Source organism: Mycetocola sp. JXN-3 (assembly GCF_014522285.1).
In the GTDB taxonomy this organism is placed as follows: Bacteria; Actinomycetota; Actinomycetes; order Actinomycetales; family Microbacteriaceae; genus Mycetocola; species Mycetocola saprophilus.
The window spans coordinates 2,486,849-2,508,904 of record NZ_CP041635.1 but is presented as its reverse complement, the minus strand read 5'-3'; the positions used below and the strand labels follow the sequence as shown (position 1 = coordinate 2,508,904).

At 66.4% G+C, this 22,056-nt stretch carries 23 protein-coding genes; 14 read left to right on the top strand and 9 right to left on the bottom strand.

The window, feature by feature from the left end:
- Positions 1–371 precede the first annotated feature (371 nt).
- Together C7C57_RS11420 and C7C57_RS11415 are read left to right on the top strand one after the other, a co-directional pair.
- Entirely contained in the window at positions 372–950 is a 579-nt protein-coding gene (locus tag C7C57_RS11420) for a hypothetical protein (protein ID WP_187976522.1), read from the top strand.
- 68 nt (positions 951–1,018) lie between these two features.
- Positions 1,019–1,612 carry a hypothetical protein gene (locus C7C57_RS11415; RefSeq protein WP_187976521.1) on the top strand — a complete coding sequence of 198 codons (594 nt, stop codon included), beginning with the start codon at positions 1,019–1,021 and terminating at the stop codon, positions 1,610–1,612.
- On the opposite strand, the gene C7C57_RS11410 is transcribed toward C7C57_RS11415, so the two are convergent.
- The gene (locus tag C7C57_RS11410) at positions 1,585–2,208 is read right to left on the bottom strand and encodes a TetR/AcrR family transcriptional regulator (RefSeq protein ID WP_187976520.1); all 624 of its coding nucleotides are present in this window, start codon (positions 2,206–2,208) and stop codon (positions 1,585–1,587) included. The genes C7C57_RS11415 and C7C57_RS11410 overlap by 28 nt on opposite strands.
- 8 nt (positions 2,209–2,216) lie before the next feature.
- Positions 2,217–4,055, bottom strand: a complete 1,839-nt coding sequence (locus tag C7C57_RS11405; protein WP_187976519.1) for a glycoside hydrolase family 3 protein — start codon at positions 4,053–4,055, stop codon at positions 2,217–2,219.
- A gap of 163 nt (positions 4,056–4,218) precedes the next feature.
- Here C7C57_RS11405 and C7C57_RS11400 point away from each other — a divergent pair, with 163 nt between their 5' ends.
- The 3 genes from C7C57_RS11400 to rbfA all read left to right on the top strand — a co-directional run bounded on the left by C7C57_RS11400 (position 4,219) and on the right by rbfA (position 6,986).
- Entirely contained in the window at positions 4,219–5,547 is a 1,329-nt protein-coding gene (locus C7C57_RS11400; protein WP_187976518.1) for an MFS transporter, read from the top strand.
- On the top strand, positions 5,544–6,335 hold the full coding sequence (locus tag C7C57_RS11395) for a tyrosine-protein phosphatase (protein WP_187976517.1): 792 nt from the start codon (positions 5,544–5,546) through the stop codon (positions 6,333–6,335). The genes C7C57_RS11400 and C7C57_RS11395 overlap by 4 nt, the downstream gene beginning before the upstream one ends.
- Before the next feature lie 219 nt (positions 6,336–6,554).
- On the top strand, positions 6,555–6,986 hold the full coding sequence (gene rbfA, locus C7C57_RS11390; protein WP_030142927.1) for a 30S ribosome-binding factor RbfA: 432 nt from the start codon (positions 6,555–6,557) through the stop codon (positions 6,984–6,986).
- 61 nt (positions 6,987–7,047) lie between these two features.
- Here the strand turns inward: rbfA and C7C57_RS11385 are convergent, their stop codons facing one another.
- A complete protein-coding gene (locus C7C57_RS11385) occupies positions 7,048–8,082 on the bottom strand; it encodes a zinc-binding dehydrogenase (RefSeq protein WP_187976516.1) in 1,035 nt (344 codons plus the stop codon).
- Between the two features lie 378 nt (positions 8,083–8,460).
- On the opposite strand from C7C57_RS11385, the gene C7C57_RS11380 reads away from it, so the two are divergent.
- From C7C57_RS11380 to C7C57_RS11360, 5 genes are read left to right on the top strand one after another with little or no spacing between them, the layout of a single operon-like run.
- Positions 8,461–9,564, top strand: a complete 1,104-nt coding sequence (locus tag C7C57_RS11380; protein WP_187976515.1) for a sugar ABC transporter substrate-binding protein — start codon at positions 8,461–8,463, stop codon at positions 9,562–9,564.
- Between the two features lie 25 nt (positions 9,565–9,589).
- Positions 9,590–10,651, top strand: a complete 1,062-nt coding sequence (locus C7C57_RS11375; RefSeq protein WP_081863768.1) for an ABC transporter permease — start codon at positions 9,590–9,592, stop codon at positions 10,649–10,651.
- Entirely contained in the window at positions 10,651–12,171 is a 1,521-nt protein-coding gene (locus C7C57_RS11370) for a sugar ABC transporter ATP-binding protein (RefSeq protein WP_187976514.1), read from the top strand. The genes C7C57_RS11375 and C7C57_RS11370 overlap by 1 nt, the downstream gene beginning before the upstream one ends.
- 3 nt (positions 12,172–12,174) lie before the next feature.
- Positions 12,175–13,164, top strand: coding sequence for an ABC transporter permease (locus C7C57_RS11365; RefSeq protein ID WP_187976513.1), 990 nt, complete (start codon positions 12,175–12,177; stop codon positions 13,162–13,164).
- 23 nt (positions 13,165–13,187) lie between these two features.
- The gene (locus C7C57_RS11360; RefSeq protein WP_187976512.1) at positions 13,188–13,706 is read left to right on the top strand and encodes a VOC family protein; all 519 of its coding nucleotides are present in this window, start codon (positions 13,188–13,190) and stop codon (positions 13,704–13,706) included.
- Between the two features lie 61 nt (positions 13,707–13,767).
- On the opposite strand, the gene C7C57_RS11355 is transcribed toward C7C57_RS11360, so the two are convergent.
- Positions 13,768–14,106, bottom strand: a complete 339-nt coding sequence (locus C7C57_RS11355) for a DUF1048 domain-containing protein (RefSeq protein WP_187976511.1) — start codon at positions 14,104–14,106, stop codon at positions 13,768–13,770.
- Between the two features lie 11 nt (positions 14,107–14,117).
- Positions 14,118–14,441, bottom strand: a complete 324-nt coding sequence (locus C7C57_RS11350; RefSeq protein WP_187976510.1) for a PadR family transcriptional regulator — start codon at positions 14,439–14,441, stop codon at positions 14,118–14,120.
- A 154-nt stretch (positions 14,442–14,595) separates the two neighbouring features.
- Here C7C57_RS11350 and C7C57_RS11345 point away from each other — a divergent pair, with 154 nt between their 5' ends.
- Positions 14,596–15,588 carry an NAD(P)H-quinone oxidoreductase gene (locus tag C7C57_RS11345; RefSeq protein ID WP_187976509.1) on the top strand — a complete coding sequence of 331 codons (993 nt, stop codon included), beginning with the start codon at positions 14,596–14,598 and terminating at the stop codon, positions 15,586–15,588.
- Positions 15,589–15,660: 72 nt separating this feature from the next.
- On the opposite strand, the gene C7C57_RS11340 is transcribed toward C7C57_RS11345, so the two are convergent.
- Together C7C57_RS11340 and C7C57_RS11335 are read right to left on the bottom strand one after the other, a co-directional pair.
- Entirely contained in the window at positions 15,661–16,887 is a 1,227-nt protein-coding gene (locus C7C57_RS11340) for an MFS transporter (protein WP_187976508.1), read from the bottom strand.
- Positions 16,888–16,986: 99 nt separating this feature from the next.
- A complete protein-coding gene (locus C7C57_RS11335) occupies positions 16,987–17,646 on the bottom strand; it encodes an HAD family phosphatase (RefSeq protein ID WP_187976507.1) in 660 nt (219 codons plus the stop codon).
- Between the two features lie 186 nt (positions 17,647–17,832).
- Here C7C57_RS11335 and C7C57_RS11330 point away from each other — a divergent pair, with 186 nt between their 5' ends.
- From C7C57_RS11330 to C7C57_RS11320, 3 genes are all read left to right on the top strand, one after another.
- Complete coding sequence (locus C7C57_RS11330) at positions 17,833–18,591, top strand: DeoR/GlpR family DNA-binding transcription regulator (protein WP_187976506.1); 759 nt, start codon at positions 17,833–17,835, stop codon at positions 18,589–18,591.
- Between the two features lie 145 nt (positions 18,592–18,736).
- On the top strand, positions 18,737–19,585 hold the full coding sequence (locus tag C7C57_RS11325) for an MBL fold metallo-hydrolase (RefSeq protein WP_187976505.1): 849 nt from the start codon (positions 18,737–18,739) through the stop codon (positions 19,583–19,585).
- A gap of 18 nt (positions 19,586–19,603) precedes the next feature.
- Positions 19,604–20,035: a hypothetical protein gene (locus tag C7C57_RS11320; protein WP_187976504.1), complete on the top strand. Its 432-nt coding sequence runs from the start codon at positions 19,604–19,606 to the stop codon at positions 20,033–20,035.
- 168 nt (positions 20,036–20,203) lie between these two features.
- Here the strand turns inward: C7C57_RS11320 and C7C57_RS11315 are convergent, their stop codons facing one another.
- Positions 20,204–21,103, bottom strand: coding sequence for a MurR/RpiR family transcriptional regulator (locus C7C57_RS11315; protein ID WP_162178470.1), 900 nt, complete (start codon positions 21,101–21,103; stop codon positions 20,204–20,206).
- Between the two features lie 16 nt (positions 21,104–21,119).
- The gene (locus tag C7C57_RS11310; protein WP_187976503.1) at positions 21,120–22,052 is read right to left on the bottom strand and encodes an NAD(P)-dependent oxidoreductase; all 933 of its coding nucleotides are present in this window, start codon (positions 22,050–22,052) and stop codon (positions 21,120–21,122) included.
- Positions 22,053–22,056: the final 4 nt, after the last annotated feature.

Here is a 22,056-nt window from a genome sequence, read left to right as displayed (position 1 = left end):
TCATCTTGCTCCTGGCTAATGCTTGTACTGACAAAGTCGGCTTCGGTTCTCGATCCGCGTGTTGATCGAGACGCCCGGCCTCCCCTTGGATATCAATGGGGATCGGGATTTCAACTCCCGCGAGAAAACATCACCGTGGTACTGACATGTGAATGAACGTGGCTTCACATTCGGGGAGTATCTGCGCCTGAAATCGTCCCTAGGGTCCCTCGATCAAGCGGCAGTGTAGTTCGGCGTGAAGCTGAGTTACCACCGCCGTGTCCGGAGAAGTCTCGAGCAGCGCTCCGATTTTGCTTGTGTCTCAACCCCTGTAGTTGGAGGCTTCACACATGACCAGAAGCTGATTGGAGCTCAAAATGAATGTACCCAGCATGAGCAAGAGTATTCGAGGTGTTGTCGCCGTCGTCGGGATTGCATCTCTGGTCGCGTTGGGCGCGGTGGGGAGCGCTAGTGCGACCGAGACCAAACGATCTTCGGAACCACTCGGGCTTGTCGGATTTGATACCGTCGTAGCCGCCGCCCACGGATTCGAAGTACGGACGGATATAAACGGCTATAAGTGTTCGATACCGCAAAACTCCCCGCCGGGCCTCTGCCCCAGCGATTTTCGACTGGGCGAAGCGAATCAGGGAAAGGCTTCCACGTACAACACCGTGCGGGATACCTGCGGATACTCCTACCTCTACTGGACCAGTTCGGGCAGGGGCTACGAGACCGGGTACTACATCAACGCGTCGGCAGGGTTCGCACTCACCCACACCTGGAGTCTCTTCTTCACGACCACCTCCGGTCCGGAGCTTCGAGATCACTCGGGGATCGCGCCCTGGGGTGGACGAAGCTGGAGCGCAACGGGAACCCTTGACGGCGGTGGGCAAAGCGGTAGTGCCTCCGGCACCGTGTTCCTGAACAACGGTGGAATCTGCGTTTCTAAGGGCCCCGTTGCAAACTAGCCAGCGGTTCTTGGCCGTAGGGCTCCGAGGGAGCGGTGGTCGCAACATGACTCGGGAGGGAAAGACCAATGCAACAGAAGACGAAACACGGATGGATAGCGGTGACAGGTGACGATGAAGTGCCTTTCATCCTGGCGCTGGTCGCTGCCGATTTTTATGATCTCAGCGAGGTTCATGGCTTACCGAGGATTGATCTGCCGGCCATGATATCCAGATTCAGCCGATACGCGTTGGCCGAACTTCCGTTGCTGCCACGGGCGGAGCTGTCCGAATGGTGGCAGGCTCTCCTGAGCACACCCGGCTTGCCAACGCCACCGCCGGGTGTAACACCATACGTTGATGTTTTGAACTCGACCGGGATCAGCGCCTGGTCGATCTCGTGGCAGGAATCATGGCGTCGATGGTCGCGCACGCGAGGCGAGGCGGATTATGGAGTCTACGCGGCCATCATGAGCGAGTGGGAGTCTGCCAGCGCGCGAAAATCGCCGGATTTCAGGCTGAGCGTGCACGTCCTTCCGTTGAAAACAGAATCGGTGTGGACCTTCGAAAACCACGTGTTTGTGAGCGAATATGCCTGGCGGGACGCATCGAAGTTTCCGGCGCAGTTGCGAGCAATTCTGTTCTCTGCCGCCGATCAGGCAGCACGTGCCACCGAGGCGTAGAGGCGATTGAGGGCGCGGGTGAAGACGGGGATGTAGTCGATGACCTCGGGGGAGACCACGACCTGGCCGCGCACACCCTCGTTCAGGGCGAGGGCCTCCAGCACAAACTGTTGCGGGTCGGTGTCGGGGACAAGTTCGCCGGAGTCGATGCCGCGCTGCACGATCGGCACCAGGGTCGCGAGCGAGGTTTCCAGGACGTGACGCAGGTGTCCGCTGGCGGGGCTGTCCTCCAGCAGGGCCTCACCGCTTAGGACCGCGCGGAAGCGCAGCAGTGCGGGCTCGTCGGCGGCCGAGGCGGCACCGGCGATCAGGCGGTCCATCAGGTCGCGCACGCTGGTTGCGGCCGAGGGATCGTGGCGGGCGTAGGCGTCCTCGCGGTGGGCGACCACCGCGTTGAACAGGTTTTCCTTGCTCCCGAAGTGGTGGAGCACGCCCGCATCGGTGACCCCGACCTCCGCGGCGATCTTGGCCACGGTCGCCCGGGTATAGCCCACCCGGGCGAAGTGCTCGGCCGCAACCTCGATGATTCGCCGCTGCCGCTTGAGCCCGCTGGGGCGCGGGGTCTTGGCCGGAACCTTCGACTCGGACGTGCTCATCAAAACCTCTACTCGCTCGGGGACTTCGATTCCGTGCCGGCCAGGACCCTCGTGAGCGGCCGAGGGCTACCCCCGGGCCAGATCAGGCCGTGTCCAAAACGGAATACCGGATCCACGGTATCGAAGGGAACGTCGGTTCGGGAGGCCGCCACGGCGGCGGTGGACCGGGGCAGATCAAACGGTAAGGTTCCGTTCACCGGCTGATAACCAAAGATCGCATCCAGCACAATCTTATCCTCGACCCCGAAGGTCCCGAGCAGCGCGGTCGCCGCCTGGGCGATTTCGGGCAGCGCGGTGGGGCGCTCCAGAAAGACGTCGATCACCGTGGGAACCGTGGCGCATAGCGTCAGCAGGTGTGCGAGCTGCGCGGGCGGAAACTCCAGCGCGCCGTCGTGGAAGGCACCGGCGAGCAGGCCCTCGCGCGCCTCGAAGGGGGCATTCACCCGGATAATCGCCAGGTCGGCCTCGGCCGGATCGGTAACCACCTCGCCGTAGGCGGCGAGGGTTTCGGCGGGGATGCCCTCGGCGTAGAGTCGCATGCTCTCCCGGCCCGGTGCCTCACCACTCAGCGCCACGACGCTCGCCCGGCGGGTGGCCAGGGCCACTGCCCAGTGCTCGGCGGTGGTCGCCGGGAAGGCGGCCCGGGCTGGATCCACGTGCACGGGGGAGATGCGCACCACCGAGTCTTCGGCAGAGGAATCTTCCACCTCGGTCAGCAGGCCCAGCGCCAGGCGGTCGGCGAGCACGCGGCGCACCGAGACGTCCAGACGTTCTTCGGTGACCTCCCCGGCGGCGACCGCATCGATGATCAGGGCGGGATCATCCTCGCCGCCGAGCTGATCCACACCGGCGGCAAACAGGCGTCCGACCCGCTGGATCGGCGTCAGGTGCTCCACGCCCCAGGCGCGCACCGGCAGTTCGATCCCCAGAGCCGGCAGCCGCATCCCGGTGACCACGTTGAAATCGGTGACCACCAGACCCTCGAAGCCGAGTTCCCCGCGCAGCAGATCGGTGATGATCGAGCGGGCAAACGCAAAGCCCACGCTCTCATGCGGGGTGTCCAGCGGGGCCGCGTAGCCGGGCATGACCCGGGTGGCACCCGCGTCGAATGATGCCACAAATGGGCGCACGTGATCGTTGAAGCGTCCGCCCGGATAGACGGTGTGTGCACCCTCGGCAAAGTGCGAGTCGAGTCCGTCCCGCTGTGGCCCGCCGCCGGGGAAGTGCTTGACCGTGGCGGCCACGCTGTGCGGGCCCAGGGTGTCGCCCTGCAGGCCGCGAACCCAGGCGGCGCTGATGCGTCCAGCCCGCTCCGAGTCCTCCCCGAAGGTCCCCGAGATGCGCGCCCAGCGCGCCTCGGTGGCCAGGTCCGCCATGGGGTGCACGGCCACGCTGATCCCGCACGCGCGCAGCTCCCGCGCCATCGCCCGCGCCGCCCGCTCGGTCAGAGTCGGGTCGCCGGCGGCGGCGAATCCGATTGGCTCGGGGAAGCGGCTGAGGCCCGAGCTGACCAGCGCGGTCTGCACGTTGAAGCGTGACCCGTGACGCGGATCCGAGGCCACCTGCACGGGCAGTCCCAGGCGGGTGCGTGCGGCAAGGTCCTGGAGAGAATTGTGCCAGGTGGCGATGGCCTCGGCCGGGGGCGCGTTCATCAGCAGGACCGAGGAGATGCCCCGGTTCACGATCAGCTCGGTGGCCGGCACAAAACCAAAGGGTGCGGCCGGATCATCCCCCTCCCAGAGGCTCCCATCGGGGTTCGCGACGATCCGCGCCACACACAGGGCCGCGGCCTTTTCGGCGAGGGTCATCGAGGCGAGGATCCGCTCGATCAGGGGGATCTGGGTCATGCTGCTCCTTGAAATCGCGACGGCTGAGTGACCGCCTGATGCCAGCCTAGGCAGCGGAGGACAAGCGCTGGCCGAAGTTAACTTAGTGGTCACTAAGTCTTTTCCGGGATGTTAAGAAGCGCTGCTGAACTGAGCCCAACTTCACGAAAGGAAGCCCTCAGACATGTCCCTCCCCACCCCGTCCGGCACCGTCCCCATGCGCCGGATCCTCGCATTCTCCCTCCTGGAGCTGGTCGCGTTGGGATCGCTCGCCACCCCGCTCGTTGTGGGTCTCTCGCTGCGCGTGCTGCAGCTCGTCCCGGAGAGCGGTAAGGAGGCCGGGCTTGCCGCGGTCACCGCCGCGGGGGCAATCGCCGCCCTGCTGTCCAACCCCATCTTCGGTTACCTCTCCGACCGCACCACCAGCCGATTCGGGCGCCGCCGCCCGTGGCTCGTGGCCGGAACCGCCCTCGGCCTGCTGGGTGCGCTGATCGCGACCTTCGCGCCGAACCTGGCCGTGCTGGTGGCCGCCTGGGTGATCGCCCAGATCGGCTACAACGCCGCCCTCGCCTCGCTGAGCGCGCTGCTCGCCGACCAGATTCCCGAGCACCAGCGTGCCCGCGCCTCGGGTCTGTTTGGGGCCTTCGGGTTCCTGGGACTCGTGCCCGCCCTGCTGGTGTCCACGATCTTCTCCGGGTCGATCCCGGTGATCATGCTGTTCATGCCGGTGGTGGCCGTGATCGTGACCGTGCTGGTGTGCTGGAAGATCCCCGACCCCGCCGTGGATGCCTCGGCGGTGCCCAAGGTGCGTCTGCGCACGGTGTTTACAGCGATGTTTGTGAACCCGTTCACCTATCCGCTGTTCACTCTCGCCTGGATCCAGCGCTTCGCGATGCAGTTCGGCTACACCGTGGTGGGCACCTTCGGACTGTTCTACCTGATGCTGCGCCTGGGACTCGACGTCCCGCACGCCACCCCGCTGGTGACACTGTCCACCCTGGTCGGCGCGACCCTCAACTTTGTGGCGGCCTTCGCCGGCGGCTACCTGGCTTCGCGCCGCGGCAACTACGTGCCCTTCCTGGTGGGATCGGCCGTGCTGCTGGCAATCACCCTGCTGATGAAGGCCTTCACCGACAGTCTCTCGATCTTCTGGATCAGCACCGCCCTGGCCGGATTTGCCCTCGGCTGCTACTACGCGGTGGACCTGGCCATCGCTCTGCGCACGATCCCCGCCCGCGACGCCGGCCGCTACCTCGGTGTGTTCAACGTGGCCAAGACCCTGCCGCAGTCCCTGGCTCCGATTGCCGCCCCGCTGATCATCATGATCGGACACGGCGACCCGATCTCCGGCGGCGATAAGAACTATGCCGCCCTCTATATCGTGGCCGCCGTGCTGGTGCTAGGCTCGCTGATCACCGTGCCCTGGCTGATGCCCGCGCTGCGTCGCAGCAAGACCGAGCAGGCCGCCGCCGGAGTGGGCACCGACGTGCCCGCCGCCGAGGTGCGCGCTTGAGCGGCGAGCGTATCCCGCTGAGCGCGAGCTTTAACACCCGAGAGTGTGCAGGCCTGCCGGTGCGCGGCGGGGGAGTGATCCGTTCGAACGTGCTGTGGCGCTCGGATGCGGTGCCGGTCTTGACCGATCAGGATGTGGCGTTGCTGGACGGCCGCCTGCACACCGTGATCGATCTGCGCAGCGAGACCGAGCGCGCGAGCCTGCCGAGCGCACTCGAGGTGATTGCCCGCGAGCTACACCGGATCGATCTGGCCGCCGGTGCCCTGCCGAGTGGAGGTGCCTCCGGCGACGAGGATCCCACCGCGACGATGCTCGCGCAGATTCCCTCGCTGGAGACCCTGTATCGGGGCATCCTGGCCGAGGCCGGGCCGGTGATCGCCGAGATCGCCCGTGCGGTCACCGCCGCGGCCCCGCACGGGGCCACGCTGATCCACTGCACCGCGGGGAAGGACCGCACCGGCGTGAGCGTCGCGCTGCTGCTGGACGCCGTGGGGGTGGAGCGCGCGGCCGTGGTCGAGAACTACGCGCGGACCGCCGAGAACCTGGCGGGGGAGTGGGCCGAGCGTATGTTCGCCGCGATCACCGCCCACGGTGTTCCGCTGACCGAGGGCATCCGCGCACTGGTATCGGCCAGTCCCGTGGAGGTCATGGCGGAACTGCTGGTGGGCCTGGACGCCGAGTATCCCGACGCTTCCTCCGGGGCTCGCGGGTACCTGGCGCGCCACGGCCTGACCGAGGCCGAACTGGCCGAGCTGGATGCGGCCCTGGTTGCACCCACTCCCGCCTGATCGGCCCCGCCCCGGATCGGAACCCGGCCCCGAGGTCGCGTCCGATCGGCCCCGCCCCGGATCGGAACCCGGCCACCTGGCTGCGTTCCGGTTCGGGGCACCGGCGTTCGCGCAGGGCTGCGCCGGACCCGCGTGTGCGGGTTATATTTCGGGGGTGTCGCTGCTCTAGACTGGGGGTTGCCCGATCGAGTTCGTCGATGGGGAGGCAAGGAGATCATCATGGCTAACCCCCGCGCAAAGAAGCTGGCAGACCGTATCAAGGAGGTCATCGCCAAGCGACTGGACAAGGGACTACGCGATCAGCGACTCGGCTTTGTCACCATTACCGATGTGCAGGTGACCGGTGACCTGCAGCACGCCTCCGTGTTCTACACGGTGTACGGCAGCGATGAGGAGCGCGCGGACAGCGCCAAGGCCCTCGAGCGCGCCAAGGGCATGCTGCGCACCGAGGTTGGCCGCAACATCAACTCGCGGCTGACCCCGTCGCTCGAGTTCATCCTGGATGGTATCCCGGAGAACGCCAAGCACATCGAGGATCTGCTGCGTGAGGCGCACGAGCGCGACACCGCGACCAGCGCCCAGGCATCCACCGCACAGTACGCCGGCGAGGCCGACCCGTACGTGAAGCCCCGCGAAACCGAAGAGGACTAGTCCTCATCCAACAAAAACCCCGCATCCGAGAAATCGGATGCGGGGTTTTTGTGTGGGTGGGTTACGGGGTAACCAGCACCTTGACCTCGAGGCCGGTGAGCGAGGCGGCGAAGGCGTCGGCCGCGCGTTCCAGCGGGAAGGTGTTGGTGATGATGATGTCCTCATCCACGCCACCGGCGGCGATGATCTCGATCGCCTCGGCGTAGTCCTCGGCCAGGTAGGTGGCCGCACCCTGCAGCTTCACCTGCATGTCCTGCATCGCGGGCAGCGGGACGGTGACCGGCCGCTGGGGCACACCCACAACCACCACGGTGCCACCCTTGCCGGTCAGGGCGAAGGCGGAGTCGATGGTCGGCTGAATCGAGACGCAGTCGAAGACCACGTCGGCGGTCTCGCCGAAGAACTCATGGATGTCGGCGACCAGGGAGGGCGAGGCGGCGTCGAAGACGGCGTCGGCGCCGGCCTTGAGGGCGTGCTCACGCTTCTGCTCAAGCATGTCGGTCATCACCACGGCGCGGGCACCGTGGAACTTGGCGGCGGCCAGCACGAGCAGGCCGATGGTGCCGCCGCCGAGCACGGCGACGGTCTTGCCGGTCAGGTCGCCGGCCAGACGGACGGCGTGAACCGGGGTGGCGAGCGGCTCGATGATCGCGGCCTGCTTGTCCGTCATCCCGGCGGGGACGATGTGCAGGCGGTCGGCGGGCACGGTGAACAGGTCTGCCATGCCGCCCTCGCGGAAGCCGCAGCCGAAGAAGCCGAGGTTGTCGCAGATGTTCTCGCGGCCGGTGCGGCACATCTTGCACTCGCCACAGGGAAGGGTGGGCTCGGGGGTCACCCGGTCGCCAACCTTCACGTTGGTGACGGCCGATCCCACGGCCTCGACGATGCCCACAACCTCGTGGCCGGGGTAGTACGGGGGCTTCATGACGGGGTGGTGGCCGCGCAGGGCGTGGGTGTCCGAGCCGCACACACCCGAGACGAGCAGCGAGACCAGGGCCTCGTCCTCCAGAACCTCGGGAACGGGTTCGACAACGATCTCAAGGGTGTCTACGTCGCTGACTTTGACCCGACGACGGGTGGATTCGCTGATGCTCATGGTTTCCTTCGACATTGAATGTGAAAACGGGGTGTTTGTAGTATAGCTACATTTTAAGTCCGGGGAACCATCGGATCGAAAAATATTCGGAGATTGGCAATTCATCCAAAACGGGAGATCGATTCCGCGTATTTACGGGAAATTCCGGCGATTGAAACCGCGAAATTGCGCCAAATTGGGGGAGTGCTGCGCAAGTGTGTGCGGCGGCGAGCTTTACATCTACGTAGTCTTGCTACATAATCGCTTCCAGGGCAGCGAATGGCCGCGAAATTCGGCAGTGAATCGATCTTAGTTCAGCGCCGCCCCGACTATCTCACCGGCGAGATGCGCTCCCCAGCACCCGCCGGTCACAACGAAGTGAAGGAGCACTGGGTACCTATGAACGCACACGGATCTTTCCCGCGCTGGGCAAAGCGCGCGACCGGAATCGCCACGATTATGGCCGTGGCCATCGGACTGAGCGCCTGCTCATCCGCCGCCGATGACAACAAGCCCGCCGCGGGTGGAGACAAGGGTGACGTCCTGCTGGTGCAGGGCATCCGCAGCCTCTCCAACTCCTACCACGCCAACTGGGCCGCCGGCGGCGACCTGTTCGGTGAGAGCATCGACAAGAAGGTCATCGTGCTCTCCGATGAGGCCGACTCGCAGAAGCAGCTCTCGCTGGTGAAGGGCCTGGCGGCCAAGGGCCAGGTTTACGCGCTGAACATCGACCCCAACACCTCCTCGGACACCGAGGCCATCGTGCGTGCGGTGACCGAGGCCGGCGGCTACGTCGTGACCCAGTGGAACAAGCCCGACGACCTCAACCCGTGGGACATCGGCGACCACTGGGTCGCCCACATTGCCTTCGACGGCACCGGCATCGGCAAGGACGTCTCGCAGACCCTGTTCGACTCGATGGGTGGCGAGGGTGGCATCATCGCCCTCCAGGGAATCCTCGACAACAAGCCCGCCAAGCAGCGCTTCGCCGGTCTGCAGGAGGCCCTGAAGGCCAACCCGGGCATCACCCTGCTGGATGACCAGACCGCTAACTGGAGCCGCACCGAGGCGCTCTCGGTGACCCAGACCCTGCTCGCCAAGCACGGCGACAAGGTCAAGGGCGTCTGGGCTGCCAACGACGAGATGGCCCTGGGCGCCCTGGAGGCGCTGAAGGCCGCGGGCCTCGCCGGTAAGGTCCCGATCATCGGCTTCGACGCCGTTCCGCAGGCCCTGGACGAGATCAAGAGCGGCACCAATAAGTACGTCGCCACCGTCTCGACCGACCCGTGGTGGCAGGGTGGCGCGGCCCTCTCGCTCGCCTACAAGGCCGCCACCGGCGAGATCGACGTCTCCAAGCTCACCCACGACCAGCGTGCGTTCTACGCCGAGCAGTCGATCGTGACCAAGGAGAACGTCGAGAAGTTCACGAAGGCACCGACCCTGGAGGCGCTGAAGCCCGACCTGGACGACCCGTTCAAGCGCTTCTCCGCTCCGATCAACTAAGCCCGATTAGCTCCTAAGGAATTTCATGTCTCAATCCGGTCCCCAGGTTGCGGACGCTCCCGCCACCGGCACCCCCTCGCGGACTTCCGGTCCGACGCCCCCGGATCCCACCACTCCCGGCACCCTGGCCCGGGTACGCGGCCTGATCGGCGGCGGGGGCCCGGCGGTCGCGCTGGTGGTGTTGATCGCGTTCTTCTCGATCGCCACCCCCAACTTCTTCTCCGTCTCCAACGCGTCGAGCCTGCTGAGCCAGCTCTCGATCCTGCTAGTCATCTCGATCGGCCTCACCTTTGTCATTCTGCTGGGTAGCCTGGACCTCTCGGTGGAGGGCGTGATGGCTTCCTCCTCGCTGGTGTTTGTGCTGCTGGCCAGCAACGATCGAAACGATCTGAGTCTCGGGTTTATCGCGCTGATCGCCGGGGTGCTCACCGGTTCGCTGTTTGGCCTGCTGAACGGTGTGCTGCACGTCTATCTCCGGGTCCCCTCCTTCATGGTGACCCTGGGTACCGGCGCCATCGGCGTGGGTCTGGCCACCGTGCTGTTTGGCGGCCGGGCCCCGCGCCTGATGGATGACGGCCTGCGCGGGCTGGGCTTTGGCAACTTCGGGATCTTCCCCAAGCTCGCCCTGATTGCGATCCTGGTGCTGGTCGTGGCCCTGCTGGTGCAGAAGTTCACCCGCGTGGGCCGCTACGGCTACGCGATCGGTGGCGACGAGCCGGTGGTCCGCCTGTCCGGCGTAAACGTCGAGCGCTATAAGGTGCTCTCGTTTGTCCTGGCCGGAACCGGATCGGGAATCGCCGGCGTCATGGCCGCGATGCAGCTCGGTGTGGGCGACGTCTCGATCGGTGCGGGCTTCCAGTTCACCGCGATCACCGCGGTGGTTCTCGGTGGCACCGCCCTGGTGGGTGGCATCGGCGGCGTGGGCAAGACCCTGGTGGGTGCGGCGATCATCACCGTGCTGGCCAACGGCCTGATCCTGCTGGGTGTCAACCCGTATGTACAGATTTCAGTGCAGGGCCTGGTCATCGTGGTGGCCGTGGTCGCGACCGGCTGGTCGCTGCGCAAGCGAGTAAGGGCGATTAAGTAATGACCGATACGGTACTGGAGGTTCGAAACCTCCGTAAAGAGTTCCGCGGGGTTGTGGCCCTGGACGACATCTCCTTCGAGCTGCGCCGCCACGAGGTGGTGGGCCTGATCGGTGAGAACGGTGCGGGCAAGTCGACCCTGCTCAAGGTGCTCTCGGGCATCTACAAGCCAGACGGGGGAGAGATCCTCCGTGAGGGTAAAAAGGTCACGTTCCGCACCGCCGCCGAGTCCGCCGCGGCGGGCATCGGGATGGTGCACCAGGAGCAGTCGCTGGTGACCTCGATCTCGGTGGCCGAGAACATCTTCCTCGGCGTCGAGGGTGCCGGGGTTTCGGCGGGCGTCTATCGCTGGGGCACGCTGCGCACCCTCGCCCAGGAGCAGCTGGACAAGATCGGCTCGCCGATCTCCCCGAAGACCAAGGTCGAGCACCTGTCCTTTGCCGAGCGGCAGATGGTCGAGCTGGCTAAGGCCCTCTCGGTCGAGGAACGCGCGGATTCCGAGCCGGTGATCGTCCTGGACGAGCCCACCAGCGTGCTCGAGGGCGACGAGTTGGAGGTGCTCTTCGACCAGATCGATCGCCTGCGCAAGTTCGCCTCGATCGTCTTTGTCTCGCACCGCCTCGACGAGGTGCTGCGAGTTTCCGACCGCGTCTACGTGTTCAAGGACGGCCAGTGTGTGGCCGTGCGCGACCGCTCCGAGGTCGACGTGGATGAGCTGCACCGCCTGATGGTGGGCCGTGAGAGCACGGCCGAGTTCTACCACGAGGCCAAGCAGACCGCGGTGGTGGATCAGCCCGTGCTGATGCAGGTCACCGGCCTCGGCAAAACCAAGGCCTTCGAGGATGTGAACTTCACGCTGCGGGCCGGCGAGGTCGTGGGCATCACCGGCGTGCTGGGCTCGGGCCGCGAGGAGCTCTCCCGCGTCCTGTTTGGGGCCGAGGGCTTCGATCAGGGCTCGATCACGCTCGGCGGCAAGACCATCGGGCTGCGCTCGCCGGTGGAGGCCGTGCGCGCAGGCATCGGGTACATTCCGGCCGAGCGCCGGATCGAGGGGATCGCCCAGGGGCTGTCGGTCCAGGAGAACATCTTCCTCGCCGATCCGTCCACCGTGAGTGCCGGGCCGTTCCTCAAGCCCCGCGCCGCCGCGGCCGCCGCCGATGAGTGGATCCGCAAGCTCAAGATCAAGACCCCGAACCGCGGCACCAACATCTCCAACCTCTCCGGTGGTAACCAGCAGAAGGCGGTGCTGGCCAAGTGGCTGACCTCGCCCCGACTGCGGGTGTTGATCCTGGATCACCCCACCCGAGGACTCGACGTGGGGGCCAAGGAGGACGTGTACGGCTTCATTCGTGAGCTGTGCGCCCGCGGCATCGGCGTGATCCTGCTCGCCGACACCCTCGAAGAAACCATCGCGCTCAGCCACACCATCCTCGTGATGCGTGACGGCCGAGTGCAGCAGACCTTCGACGCACACCCCGGGAACAAGCCCCGGCCCGTCGATCTTGTGGAAGGAATGGTCTAGGCCATGGCGATACTCACCCCGACCCGCCCGCGCCAGGCGGCGGCCTCCGGCGTCACCGTGAAGGACCGGATCATCGCGGTCTTCCCCCTGCTGGTGCTGATCGTCCTGGTGCTGCTGGTGCTGACCCAGCAGCCCAACTTCCTGAGCATCGCCAGCGTGCGTGGCCTGCTGGAGAGCATGGCGCCGATCCTGCTGCTGGCGATCGGCCAGACCTTCGTGATCCTAACCGGCGGGATCGACCTGTCCTTTGCCGTGGTGTCCTCGCTGAGCACCGTGCTCCTGGCGCTGTGGCTCCCGGACATGGGGATCGGCGCCCTGATCCTCGTCCCGATCCTCGCCTGCCTGACCGGCGTGCTCACCGGAACCGTGGTGGCGTTTGCGCAGATCCCGTCCTTCATCGTGTCGCTCGGCGCGATGGGCCTGTGGACCGGTGTGGCGCTCACGCTCTCCTCGGCCTCGACTATCCGCATCTCCGCCAACTATGACGTGATCGGCTGGGTCACGGACATGCGGATCGCCGGACTGCCGGTGTCGGCGCTGCTGGCGATCCTGCTGGCGATCCTCATCTCGGTGGCGATCCGGGTTCTCAACCGCGGTCGCGCCCTGCACACCATGGGCCTCGCCGAGAACGCCCTGCTGATGTCGGGTAACCCGACCCGCGCCTACCGTATTCTCGCGTTCGCGCTGTGTGGCCTGTTCTCGGGCCTCGCCGGTGTGGTGCTGGCTTCGAGCCAGTACTCGGGTGGACCCTCGCTCGGTGACACCCTGATGCTGCCCGCTATTGCGGCCGTGGTCATCGGTGGCAACGCGATCACCGGTGGTGTGGGTGGCCCGCTGAAGACCCTGGTGGGTGCGCTGATCATCGTGGTGCTGCGCGTGGGCCTGAATGCGATCGGCATCGACCCGGCATACGAGCAGATCATCTACGGTGCGGTCATCATCGGCGCCGTGGTGCTGACGATCGACCGCTCCCGCCTCGGCATCGTCAAATAGCCCCTCATATTCAAAGGAGAATCATGACCAAGACACCCCGCCTGATCGATCACATCGGCATCCTGGTGGAAAACCTGGAGGAGTCGATCGTGGCCTGGGAAAAGGCCACCGGCTACACCTTCGGCCCGATCGGCCGCTACCGTACCGAGCGCTGGCGCGACCACAGCGACGCAACCCCGCACCCGCACGACGCCCGGATTTCCTTCTCGGCCGAGGGTCCGCCCTTCATCGAGCTGATGGAGTTTCACGGCGAGGGCACCCACTCGGCCAAGGAGGGCGAGGGCTTCCACCACTTCGGCTTCCTCGACTACCCCGAGGTCGAGTCGAAGATGGCGGAGCTCGCCGAGGCCGGCATCGGCCACGACGGTGAATCGCTGGATGAGGGCGGCCGCCCGATCCTCTGGTTCACCGAGAAGCGCGACCTGAACGGCATCCGCCTGGAGTTTGTCGCCGCGACCCCGCAGCCCGTGGTCGCCGACGACGGCTCCGAGCTGGCCGAATCCCTGGTCACCCTGCCCGCGGGCTGGACCGATCAGGACTAGCGCCGACCGCACGGAACGCCCGCCGTTGATCAGTCAACGGCGGGCGTTTCGTGGTTCCCGACTAGTTGGCGGTTGCCTCGGTGATGGCCCGGGTGAGGCGTTCGCGCTCGCGGATGATCCAGTCGCCCACCGGGTAGTTGAGTCGGAAGGCCTCGGCGAATTCGACCGGGTCCTCGCCCACGATCGCGGCGACCGGGGTACCGTCGGCGGCCGCGGTCTCAAACAGGTCGGCCAGGTCCTCCAGCATGAGCATCAGCTCGGAACCCTTGCCCGGACCGAAGTACATCAGGTAGCGCTCCAGCGCATCGATGCTGGCCCGGTACGGCTGCGGGAGGGCGGCGGTGCGGGCCTTATAGGTGCGGTAACGCTTTTTCTCATCGATCATTTTTGATACAAACATGTTCCTGTCCCTTAGTCGTTGCGGAGGTGGTCGAGCCGCCCGGACAGGAAAGTCCAGGCGGTCCAGAATTCTTCGAGGTAGGTGTGCCCGCTCGCATTGAGCGTGAACACCTTGCGGGGCGGACCCTTCTCGGAGGGGCGCTTTTCGATATCGACGAGCCCCTTCTGTTCGATCCGCACCAGCAGAGCATAGATCGTGCCCTCGGCGATCTCGGTGAACCCCTCATCGCGCAGCCGCGCGGTGATCTCATACCCGTAGGCGGGTTTCTCGGTGAGGATCGCCAGCACGATGCCCTCCAGCGTGCCCTTCAGCATCTCGGTCATCAGCTTGGCCATCGGCATCCTCTCGGTACTCAGTGTTGCTATCTACTAGTACATAGTAACGTTAAGTACCAAATGTGCAAGGGGTGATTTCGGCTCGTGGTGTCGCGGGCGTCGGGCGTAGGCTGACGGGAGTGGCCGCGGAAGTCTCGCGGCGGGAGAGGACACCATGCTTGCAGTTCACGCTGATCGCCCTGGCGGTCCCGAGGTTTTGACCGCGACCGAGACCGAGCGCCCCACACCCGGGCCCGGCGAGGTCCTGATTCGGGTGCTGGCGGCCGGGCTCAACCGCGCCGACACCCTGCAGCGCGAGGGGCACTACCGCGTGCCGGCGGGGGCCACTGACATCCTGGGACTCGAGGTCTCCGGAAGCGTGGCCGCGCTGGGCGAGGGCGTCGCCGATGATGAGCGGGCCCCGTCGGTCGGCGAGCCGGTCATGGCCCTGCTGGCCAGCGGCGGATACGCCGAATTTGTGAGTGTGCCGGTGGGGCAGGTGCTGCCGATCCCCGAGCGGATCGATCCGGTGCACGCCGCCGGGATCCCCGAGGTGGCCGCCACCGTGGTCTCCAACCTCAATCTGGTGGGCAGATTCCAGCCCGGAGAGACCGTGCTCATCCACGGCGCGACCGGCGGCATCGGGGTCTTCGCGATCCAGCTGGTGCACGCCCTGGGTGGCGTCGTCGCGGTCACCGCGAGCAGCACCGCCAAGTTGGAACAGGCGCGACTGCTGGGGGCGCGGATCCTGATCAACTACCGCGAGCAGGACTTTGCCGAGGTCATGGCCGAGCACGGCGGGGCCGATGTCATCCTCGACACCGTGGGTGGAAGCTACCTCGAGCGCAACGTCCAGGCTCTGCGCCGCGGCGGCCGGATCGTGACCATTGCCGTGCAGGGTGGCGCGCGTGGTGAACTCGACTTCGGCGCGCTGATGACCAAGAAGGCGAGCGTTTCGGCAACCACGCTGCGGGATCGATCCGTGGCCGAGAAAACCGAGATCATGGACGCCGTGCGCCGGATCGTTTTGCCGCTGCTGGAATCGGGCCAGGTGCGCCCGGTCACCGACTCGATCTATCCGCTCGCCGAGGTGGCCGCCGCCCATGCCCACTTCGACACCGGCACCCACCTGGGCAAGGTGCTGCTGGATTGCCGCCCGAGCGAGTAGGGTCCCGCAAAAACTAAACGCCACTGCCCGCACACCTCGGGGTGTGCGGGCAGTGGCGTGTGCGGCGGGCGACTAGGCGGCCGGTTCGGCAGACTTCCTGGTGTTGCTCAGGACGCCGGACAGGGCAAACGCCAGGATTCCGGCAATCGGAACCACCAGCAGGCCGAAGCGCAGCGAGGAGTTGTCGGCGATCAGGCCCACAAGCGGCGGCGAGACCAGGAAGCCCAGGCGCATCAGCCAGGACACCACGGTCACGCCGGTTCCGGCGCGCAGTCCGGGGAGCTCGTCGGCCTGCTGCATGGCCGCGGGGACGAGTGTCGCGACACCGAATCCGGCGGCGGCGAATCCGGCGATCGTCCCGGGAATGCTCGGAAAGGCGAGGGCGGTGCCCATGCCGATCGCGGTGATCAGGCCACCCACCCGGGCGACGTTGCGCTGGCCGAAGCGGTCAACCAGGCGGTCGCCCAGCAGGCGTCCGATGAACTGGGCCCCCACGAGCGCGACAAAGCCGGTGGCGGCAATCGCCGCCGGGGCACCGAGGTTGTTCCCCAGGTACACGGCGGCCCAGGTGGACCCGGCATCCTCCACCAGGGTTCCGGCAATCGCGATCACCACGAGCGCCACCACCATAAAGATCAGGCGCGGGCTGAGCGCCGAGCGCAGCTTGGAGGCGGTTTCCTCGCCCACCGGGTTGGCCACCAGGCCCGCATCCTCGTCCTTGCCGGGCAGGCAGAAGCGTAGCGCGATGATCGCGACCACCGAGAACAGGATGCCGGAGATGGTCAGGTGCACCGAGCGCGGCAGGCCCAGGGCGATCGCCCCGGCGGCCATGCCGCCACCCAGCACCGCGCCGATCGACCACACCGCGTGGAACGAGTTGATGATCGAGCGCCCGAATCGGCGCTGCACCCGCAGGCCGTGCGTGTTCTGGCCCACATCGGTGATCGAGTCCATCGCCCCGGCAAAAAACAACGCGGCGGCAAACAGCGGGAACGTGGGGGAGAAGCCCACCAGGATCGTGCCCAGGGCGGTCAGGATGGTTCCGATTGCCGCGGCCCGGGCCGAACCCAGTCGGCGGATGATCGTGGCGGCGGCCAGCCCGGCGATGATCGCCCCGGCGGGGAACGCGGCGATCGCCAGGCCATAGGCGGCATTATCCAGCGCGAGGTCGGCCTTGATGCCGGGGTAGCGCGGCACCACGTTGGCAAACAGCGCGCCGTTGGTGAGGAACAGGACCGCCACGGCGATCCGCGCGCGGCGTACCTCGGGGGTGGGCTGGGAAGTCTGAGTCTTTTTCACGAGGGCTTTCGTCGTTCGGTCGAGGGTCGGGGGGATGCCCGGATGACGCGTCTACACTGCGGCACACTAGCATCAGGCGGGGTGCGGATGCCAAAGGTGTCAGCTGGGTGATGTTTGGTTTCGCAGAATGGACAGCGGCCAGGGGCGACGCTCGGTGCGAGCCTGGCCAAAATCGATTCCGGCCAGGTCGGCGTCCAGCCGGTCGGCGCCGGTGAAATGGTGGGTCTGCAGGCCCAGGGTGATCGCGGTCTCGATGTTCTCGCGGCGGTCATCGATGAACAGGGTTTCCTGCGGCGTGGTTTCGGTCACGGCCAGAGCGGTTTCAAAGATCCGCGTCCCGGGTTTGACCATGCGTAGCTCGCAGCTGAACAGCATGAGCGAGAAGATCTCCCGCATCGTCGCGAATCTGCTCACGGCATCGGCGAGGTCCTGCGGGGCGTTGGAGAGCAGGGTGAGGCGGGCGCCGCGGCGGTGGGCATCCCGCAGGGCTTCGAGGGTGTCGAAGTTGAGGCGGATGTTGCCGGCCAGATCCAGGCGGCGCAGCTCGGCGAGTTCCTCGGCGGAGGAGGGGCGGCCCAGCACCTCGGCCCAGTACTCGTGGGCGTGCCGTCCGCGATCGTACTCCTCGCGGAAGCGCCAGTAGCGTTCGTGAAAGTCGCCGGGGGCCATGCCCACCAGGGCAGCCATTCCGGCGGCGGCGAGTGCGGGTTGGGCCACGCAGATTACCTCGCCATAGTCCACAAGCAGGTGTGTTGTCATCGGCGGTTGCCGTCCTTCCCGATCACAAAATGCGATCGATCAATCATCATATATCTTCATACGAACAAGTCAAATGTTCGTAACCGAGATGTCGAAGTCCCGGATTTCGGCGATTGCGCATGGGGGAATCCGTCGGGTTTGATCACAAAACCTTTCAAACGAACATTTTGGGTGTATCTTTGGCTCATGAGCGGAAACACCCGGCATGAGGCCATTTTGGAAACCCTGCAGGCCCGCGGACGCGTGGATGTCACCGAGGTGGCCTCGCGCTTTTCGGTGTCCGAGGTGACCGTGCGTCGCGACCTCGACCAGCTTGCCCAGGCGGGCATCCTGCGCCGGGTACGCGGAGGCGCGGTGAGCGTGCGCATGCGCGGGGAGGGGATGCCGTTTGCGATGCGCAAGCTGGAGTCCTCGGCAGCCAAGGAGCGTATCGCGATCGCCGCCGCCGCCCTCGTGGTGGATGGTGAGGCCGTGTGCGTGGATAGCGGCACCACGGGGGCCGAGCTGGCCCGGCAGCTGGTGAATCGTCGGCTCACGATCATGCCCTTTAGCGTGCAGGCCCTCACGGTTTTGGCGGGAAGCCCGTCCGCTCGCATCCTGCTACCCGGCGGTGCCGTGAATCCCGACGAGGGGGCGATCGTGGGGCCGCTCGTGGAGCAATCCCTGCGCGGTCTGCGGTTTGACACGGTGTTCCTGAGCTGCTGCGGGGCCTCCCTCGATGAGGGTGTCACGGCCCACGACCTGGAGGATGCGGCGGCGAAGCGGGCGATGCTCGCCTCGGGGCGGCGCGTGGTCCTGATCGCCGAGGGGTCCAAGTTTGGCCGCTCGGCGATGTCGATCACCTGCTCGCTGCGCGAGGTCGACGTGGTGGTGACCGATGATTCGGCCCCACTCGATGTCCTGGAGCAGCTGCGGTCCGAGGGGATCGAGGTCATCGTCGCCTAGGTTTCTGAGCGTTTCTGGGGAAAATTGCGCACCGATTGCCTGACATAGGTAAAAAGCGTACGCTTCTGTCATGGGCACCGAGGGTGCCGATGAGAGGAGCGAAAATGTCGCGAACCATAAACCCCCTGATGTGCGAGGTGACCCGATGAGTGGCACCCTGCGCTTTGACACCCTGGTATCGGGGCTGGCACCGATCACCGGTGCCCCGCTCCCCGGCGGCGAGCAGCCCAACTGGTCGCCGCTGACGCACACCCTGATCTTCGGGGAACGTGATGCGGTCCTGGTTGACCCGCCGATTACCGCCGACCAGACCGAGACGCTGGCCGACTGGATCGCCGCCCATCAGCGCCGCCTGGTCGCAATCTATATCACCCACGCCCACGCCGATCACTGGCTGGGCACCGCCCGACTCCTCGAACGCTTCCCCGAGGCGCGGGTCTACGCGGGCGAGGCGGCGACCGCGCGCATCCTGGCCGAGACCGCCGACGGCACCCCCGGCGCGCTGTGGGCAACCCTCTTCCCCGAGCAGCTGCCCACCCCGATCCGATTCCCGGTTGAGCCGGCACCCGCGGCGGGCATCGAGCTCGAAGGGGAGCGCCTGCACTCGATTGCCGTGGGGCACTCGGACATGGATGACACCACGGTGCTGCACGTCCCCGCCCTGGACCTGGTGGTGGGCGGCGACATCGTTTACAACAACGTGCACCTCTACCTCGCCGAGGCCAGAAACGGCGGCTTCGAAGCCTGGCACCGCGCGCTGGATGCCGTGGAGGCGCTGAATCCGGCTGCGACGATTGCCGGACACAAGGACGCCTCCCGGGATGATTCCCCAGTGAACGTGGCCGAGACTCGCCGCTACCTGCGCGACGCCGAGGACATCCTGGGCACCGCCACGACGCGGCTGGAATTCTTCACCGCCCTGACCGCGCGCTATCCCAAACGGGTGAACGCCTACACGACCTGGCTCTCGGCCCTGCGCCTCTTTGACCACTAACCCCCGAAGGACATCATCATGACCAGCTATCTTGGCTCGGGAGACCCCGCCACCCACCGCACCGACTACACCCCCGAATGGTTAGGCAACCTCGCCGAGGACGTGACCCTGGAGGCCTCGGTTCTCAACGGCATCCTGCGCGGCCCCGAGGCCGTGCGCACCATTCTCGGCTTTGCGCGCACCCTCTACGACTATCAGGAGTTCACCTTTGTGGGCCCCTACGGCGACAACGGGTTCGTCGAAGATTACACCGCAACCTTCCGCGGCAACCCGATCGGCAGCGTCGTGGTGATCAACTTCAACGCGGCCGGACAGGCTCAGCAGATCATCATCAACCACCGTCCGCTGACCTCGGTGGTGCGCTGGACCACGATCATGCGGGAGCACTTTGCCGGTACCGAATATGAGCCCTATTTTCTGAGCGCGGCGGAGCTGGCCGAGCTGGGCTAGTCCACCGAGCGCCGCGGAGCTGGCCGAGCTGGGCTAACCCACCACGCGCCGCCGCGCCGGCTCATCCCACCGCGCTCGACTGGTCGCCCGATCGGCCGATTCCGCGCCTGAATGCACGAAAAAACGGGCCGCGAAGCGTGTGCTTCGCGGCCCGTTTGTGTCGGCTCCCTAGTCGAACGAGGCGGAACCCGAATCGGTTTCGCGATCGCTCATTCGGGCGTAGCCGGCCAGGCCCGCCTTCATCGCCTCGAAGTCGGCAAAGTGGGCCTCGCCGCGGCGTAGCGACACCGCGGTCGAGAGGATATCGATCACCACGAGTCCCGCCAGCCGGCTGACCGTGGGCGTGTAGATATCCGTGTTTTCAAAGGTTTTGGCCACGATCTTGACGTCACACACCCGCATCATCGGGGTGTCATCATCCCCGCTGATGCCGATCACCGTGGCACCGCGCGAGCGTGCCATCTCGGCCACCCGCATGGTCGAGCGGGTGCGCCCGGTGTTGGAGATGACCACAAACGTGGTCTCGGGATCGGTCATCGCCGCGGCCATGAACTGCTGGTGGGTGTCGCTCGGGGCGCTGCAGGGAATCCCGAACAGCTGCGCCTTTTGCAGCGCATCCTGGGCGATCAAACCCGAGGCCGAGAGGCCGATGAACACCAGCGCGCGCGAGCCGAGGATCGCGGTCACCGCCTGCTCCATCTGATCCGGGTCGAGGAAACGACGCGATCGGTCGATGCTGGAGATCGTCTGATCGAAGATCTTGCTTGCCAGCTCGGCCACCGAGTCGCCCCGGTTCATCGCCGATTCCACCGAGGGAACCCCGAGGATCAGCGCCTGGGCGAGGGCCAGCTTGAAGGCCTGGAACCCGTCGAAGCCGAGTCCCGTGCAAAAGCGCATGACCGTGGGCTCGGATACCCCGGCCCGGGCGGCCACCGCGGACATCGAGGATTCCATCACGAAGGTGGGATCCTCGGTGACCAGTTCGGCGACCTTGCGTTCGGACTTACGCAGAGAATCGAGAGACTCTTTCAGACGCTCAAAGAGTGATGTTTGCGAGGTGCTCTCCATCCTATGCATCCTAGTGCTATTGCCCGGTGAGCGCGGCAAGGAGGTTCTCCACGGCGGCCTCGGCGGCGCGCCGAGTGCTCGCCCCGGTAAACGCGCCGATATGCGGGGTGAGCAGGGTCTGCGGGTGCGAGAGCACCGCGTCCAGGACCGGGGGTTCGGTCGCGAACGCATCCACCGCGTAGGCGGTCAGGGTCCCGTCGGCGTAGGCGTCCAGCACCGCCGCGTGATCCACCAGCGCCGAGCGGGCTGTGTTGATCAGCACGCTCCCGGTGGGCAGCAGCGCGAGCTGATCGCGGCCGACCAGCGCGGTCCCGTCGGCGGGCGGGGGCGCGTGCAGCGTCACCACGTTGGACACCCGGAACAGGGTGGCCAGGTTCACCAGCTCCACGCCCTCGGGCGCCTCGGTCACAAACGGATCAAAGGCGACCACGCGCCCACCCAGCTGAAGGATCGTGGCGGCCACGTGGCGACCGATCGCCCCGAACCCGACGATGCCGACGGTCACCTCGGCGACCTCCCGTCCGCGCGAGCGCGCCCATCCGCCCTCGTGCAGCAGGGTGTTGGCGGCGGGGATCTGGCGCAGCGACCCGAGGATCAGGCCCAGCGCGAGTTCGGCCACGCCGCGGGCGTTGGCCCCGCGTGCGGTCTCGACCCGGATGCCCCGGGCGGTAGCCGCGGCGAGGTCGATCGCATCGGCCCCGGCACCGTTGCGGCTGATCACCCGGAGGTTTCCGGCGGCCGCCAGAATCTCGGCGTCGATGGGTTCCACCCCGGCGATCCAGCCGTCGATATCGCCCACCAGGTCGCGCAGCTCGGCGGCGTCGGGCTGGCGCCCGGCCGGGCCCGAGACGATCTCGAATCCGGCCGCGCGCAGCGGTTCCAGCAGCGGATGGGTTGCCGCGTCCTCGGCGGTCAGCGAGCGCGGGGTGACCAGAATCTTTCCGGGCATCGCG

Coding starts and splice junctions, on each gene's coding strand:
- C7C57_RS11420 (WP_187976522.1), top strand. CDS start 372: ATGAGCAAGAGTATTCGAGGTGTTGTCGCCGTCGTCGGGATTGCATCT.
- C7C57_RS11415 (WP_187976521.1), top strand. CDS start 1,019: ATGCAACAGAAGACGAAACACGGATGGATAGCGGTGACAGGTGACGAT.
- C7C57_RS11410 (WP_187976520.1), bottom strand. CDS start 2,208: ATGAGCACGTCCGAGTCGAAGGTTCCGGCCAAGACCCCGCGCCCCAGC.
- C7C57_RS11405 (WP_187976519.1), bottom strand. CDS start 4,055: ATGACCCAGATCCCCCTGATCGAGCGGATCCTCGCCTCGATGACCCTC.
- C7C57_RS11400 (WP_187976518.1), top strand. CDS start 4,219: ATGTCCCTCCCCACCCCGTCCGGCACCGTCCCCATGCGCCGGATCCTC.
- rbfA (WP_030142927.1), top strand. CDS start 6,555: ATGGCTAACCCCCGCGCAAAGAAGCTGGCAGACCGTATCAAGGAGGTC.
- C7C57_RS11385 (WP_187976516.1), bottom strand. CDS start 8,082: ATGAGCATCAGCGAATCCACCCGTCGTCGGGTCAAAGTCAGCGACGTA.
- C7C57_RS11380 (WP_187976515.1), top strand. CDS start 8,461: ATGAACGCACACGGATCTTTCCCGCGCTGGGCAAAGCGCGCGACCGGA.
- C7C57_RS11375 (WP_081863768.1), top strand. CDS start 9,590: ATGTCTCAATCCGGTCCCCAGGTTGCGGACGCTCCCGCCACCGGCACC.
- C7C57_RS11370 (WP_187976514.1), top strand. CDS start 10,651: ATGACCGATACGGTACTGGAGGTTCGAAACCTCCGTAAAGAGTTCCGC.
- C7C57_RS11365 (WP_187976513.1), top strand. CDS start 12,175: ATGGCGATACTCACCCCGACCCGCCCGCGCCAGGCGGCGGCCTCCGGC.
- C7C57_RS11360 (WP_187976512.1), top strand. CDS start 13,188: ATGACCAAGACACCCCGCCTGATCGATCACATCGGCATCCTGGTGGAA.
- C7C57_RS11355 (WP_187976511.1), bottom strand. CDS start 14,106: ATGTTTGTATCAAAAATGATCGATGAGAAAAAGCGTTACCGCACCTAT.
- C7C57_RS11350 (WP_187976510.1), bottom strand. CDS start 14,441: ATGGCCAAGCTGATGACCGAGATGCTGAAGGGCACGCTGGAGGGCATC.
- C7C57_RS11345 (WP_187976509.1), top strand. CDS start 14,596: ATGCTTGCAGTTCACGCTGATCGCCCTGGCGGTCCCGAGGTTTTGACC.
- C7C57_RS11335 (WP_187976507.1), bottom strand. CDS start 17,646: ATGACAACACACCTGCTTGTGGACTATGGCGAGGTAATCTGCGTGGCC.
- C7C57_RS11330 (WP_187976506.1), top strand. CDS start 17,833: ATGAGCGGAAACACCCGGCATGAGGCCATTTTGGAAACCCTGCAGGCC.
- C7C57_RS11325 (WP_187976505.1), top strand. CDS start 18,737: ATGAGTGGCACCCTGCGCTTTGACACCCTGGTATCGGGGCTGGCACCG.
- C7C57_RS11320 (WP_187976504.1), top strand. CDS start 19,604: ATGACCAGCTATCTTGGCTCGGGAGACCCCGCCACCCACCGCACCGAC.
- C7C57_RS11315 (WP_162178470.1), bottom strand. CDS start 21,103: ATGGAGAGCACCTCGCAAACATCACTCTTTGAGCGTCTGAAAGAGTCT.
- C7C57_RS11310 (WP_187976503.1), bottom strand. CDS start 22,052: ATGCCCGGAAAGATTCTGGTCACCCCGCGCTCGCTGACCGCCGAGGAC.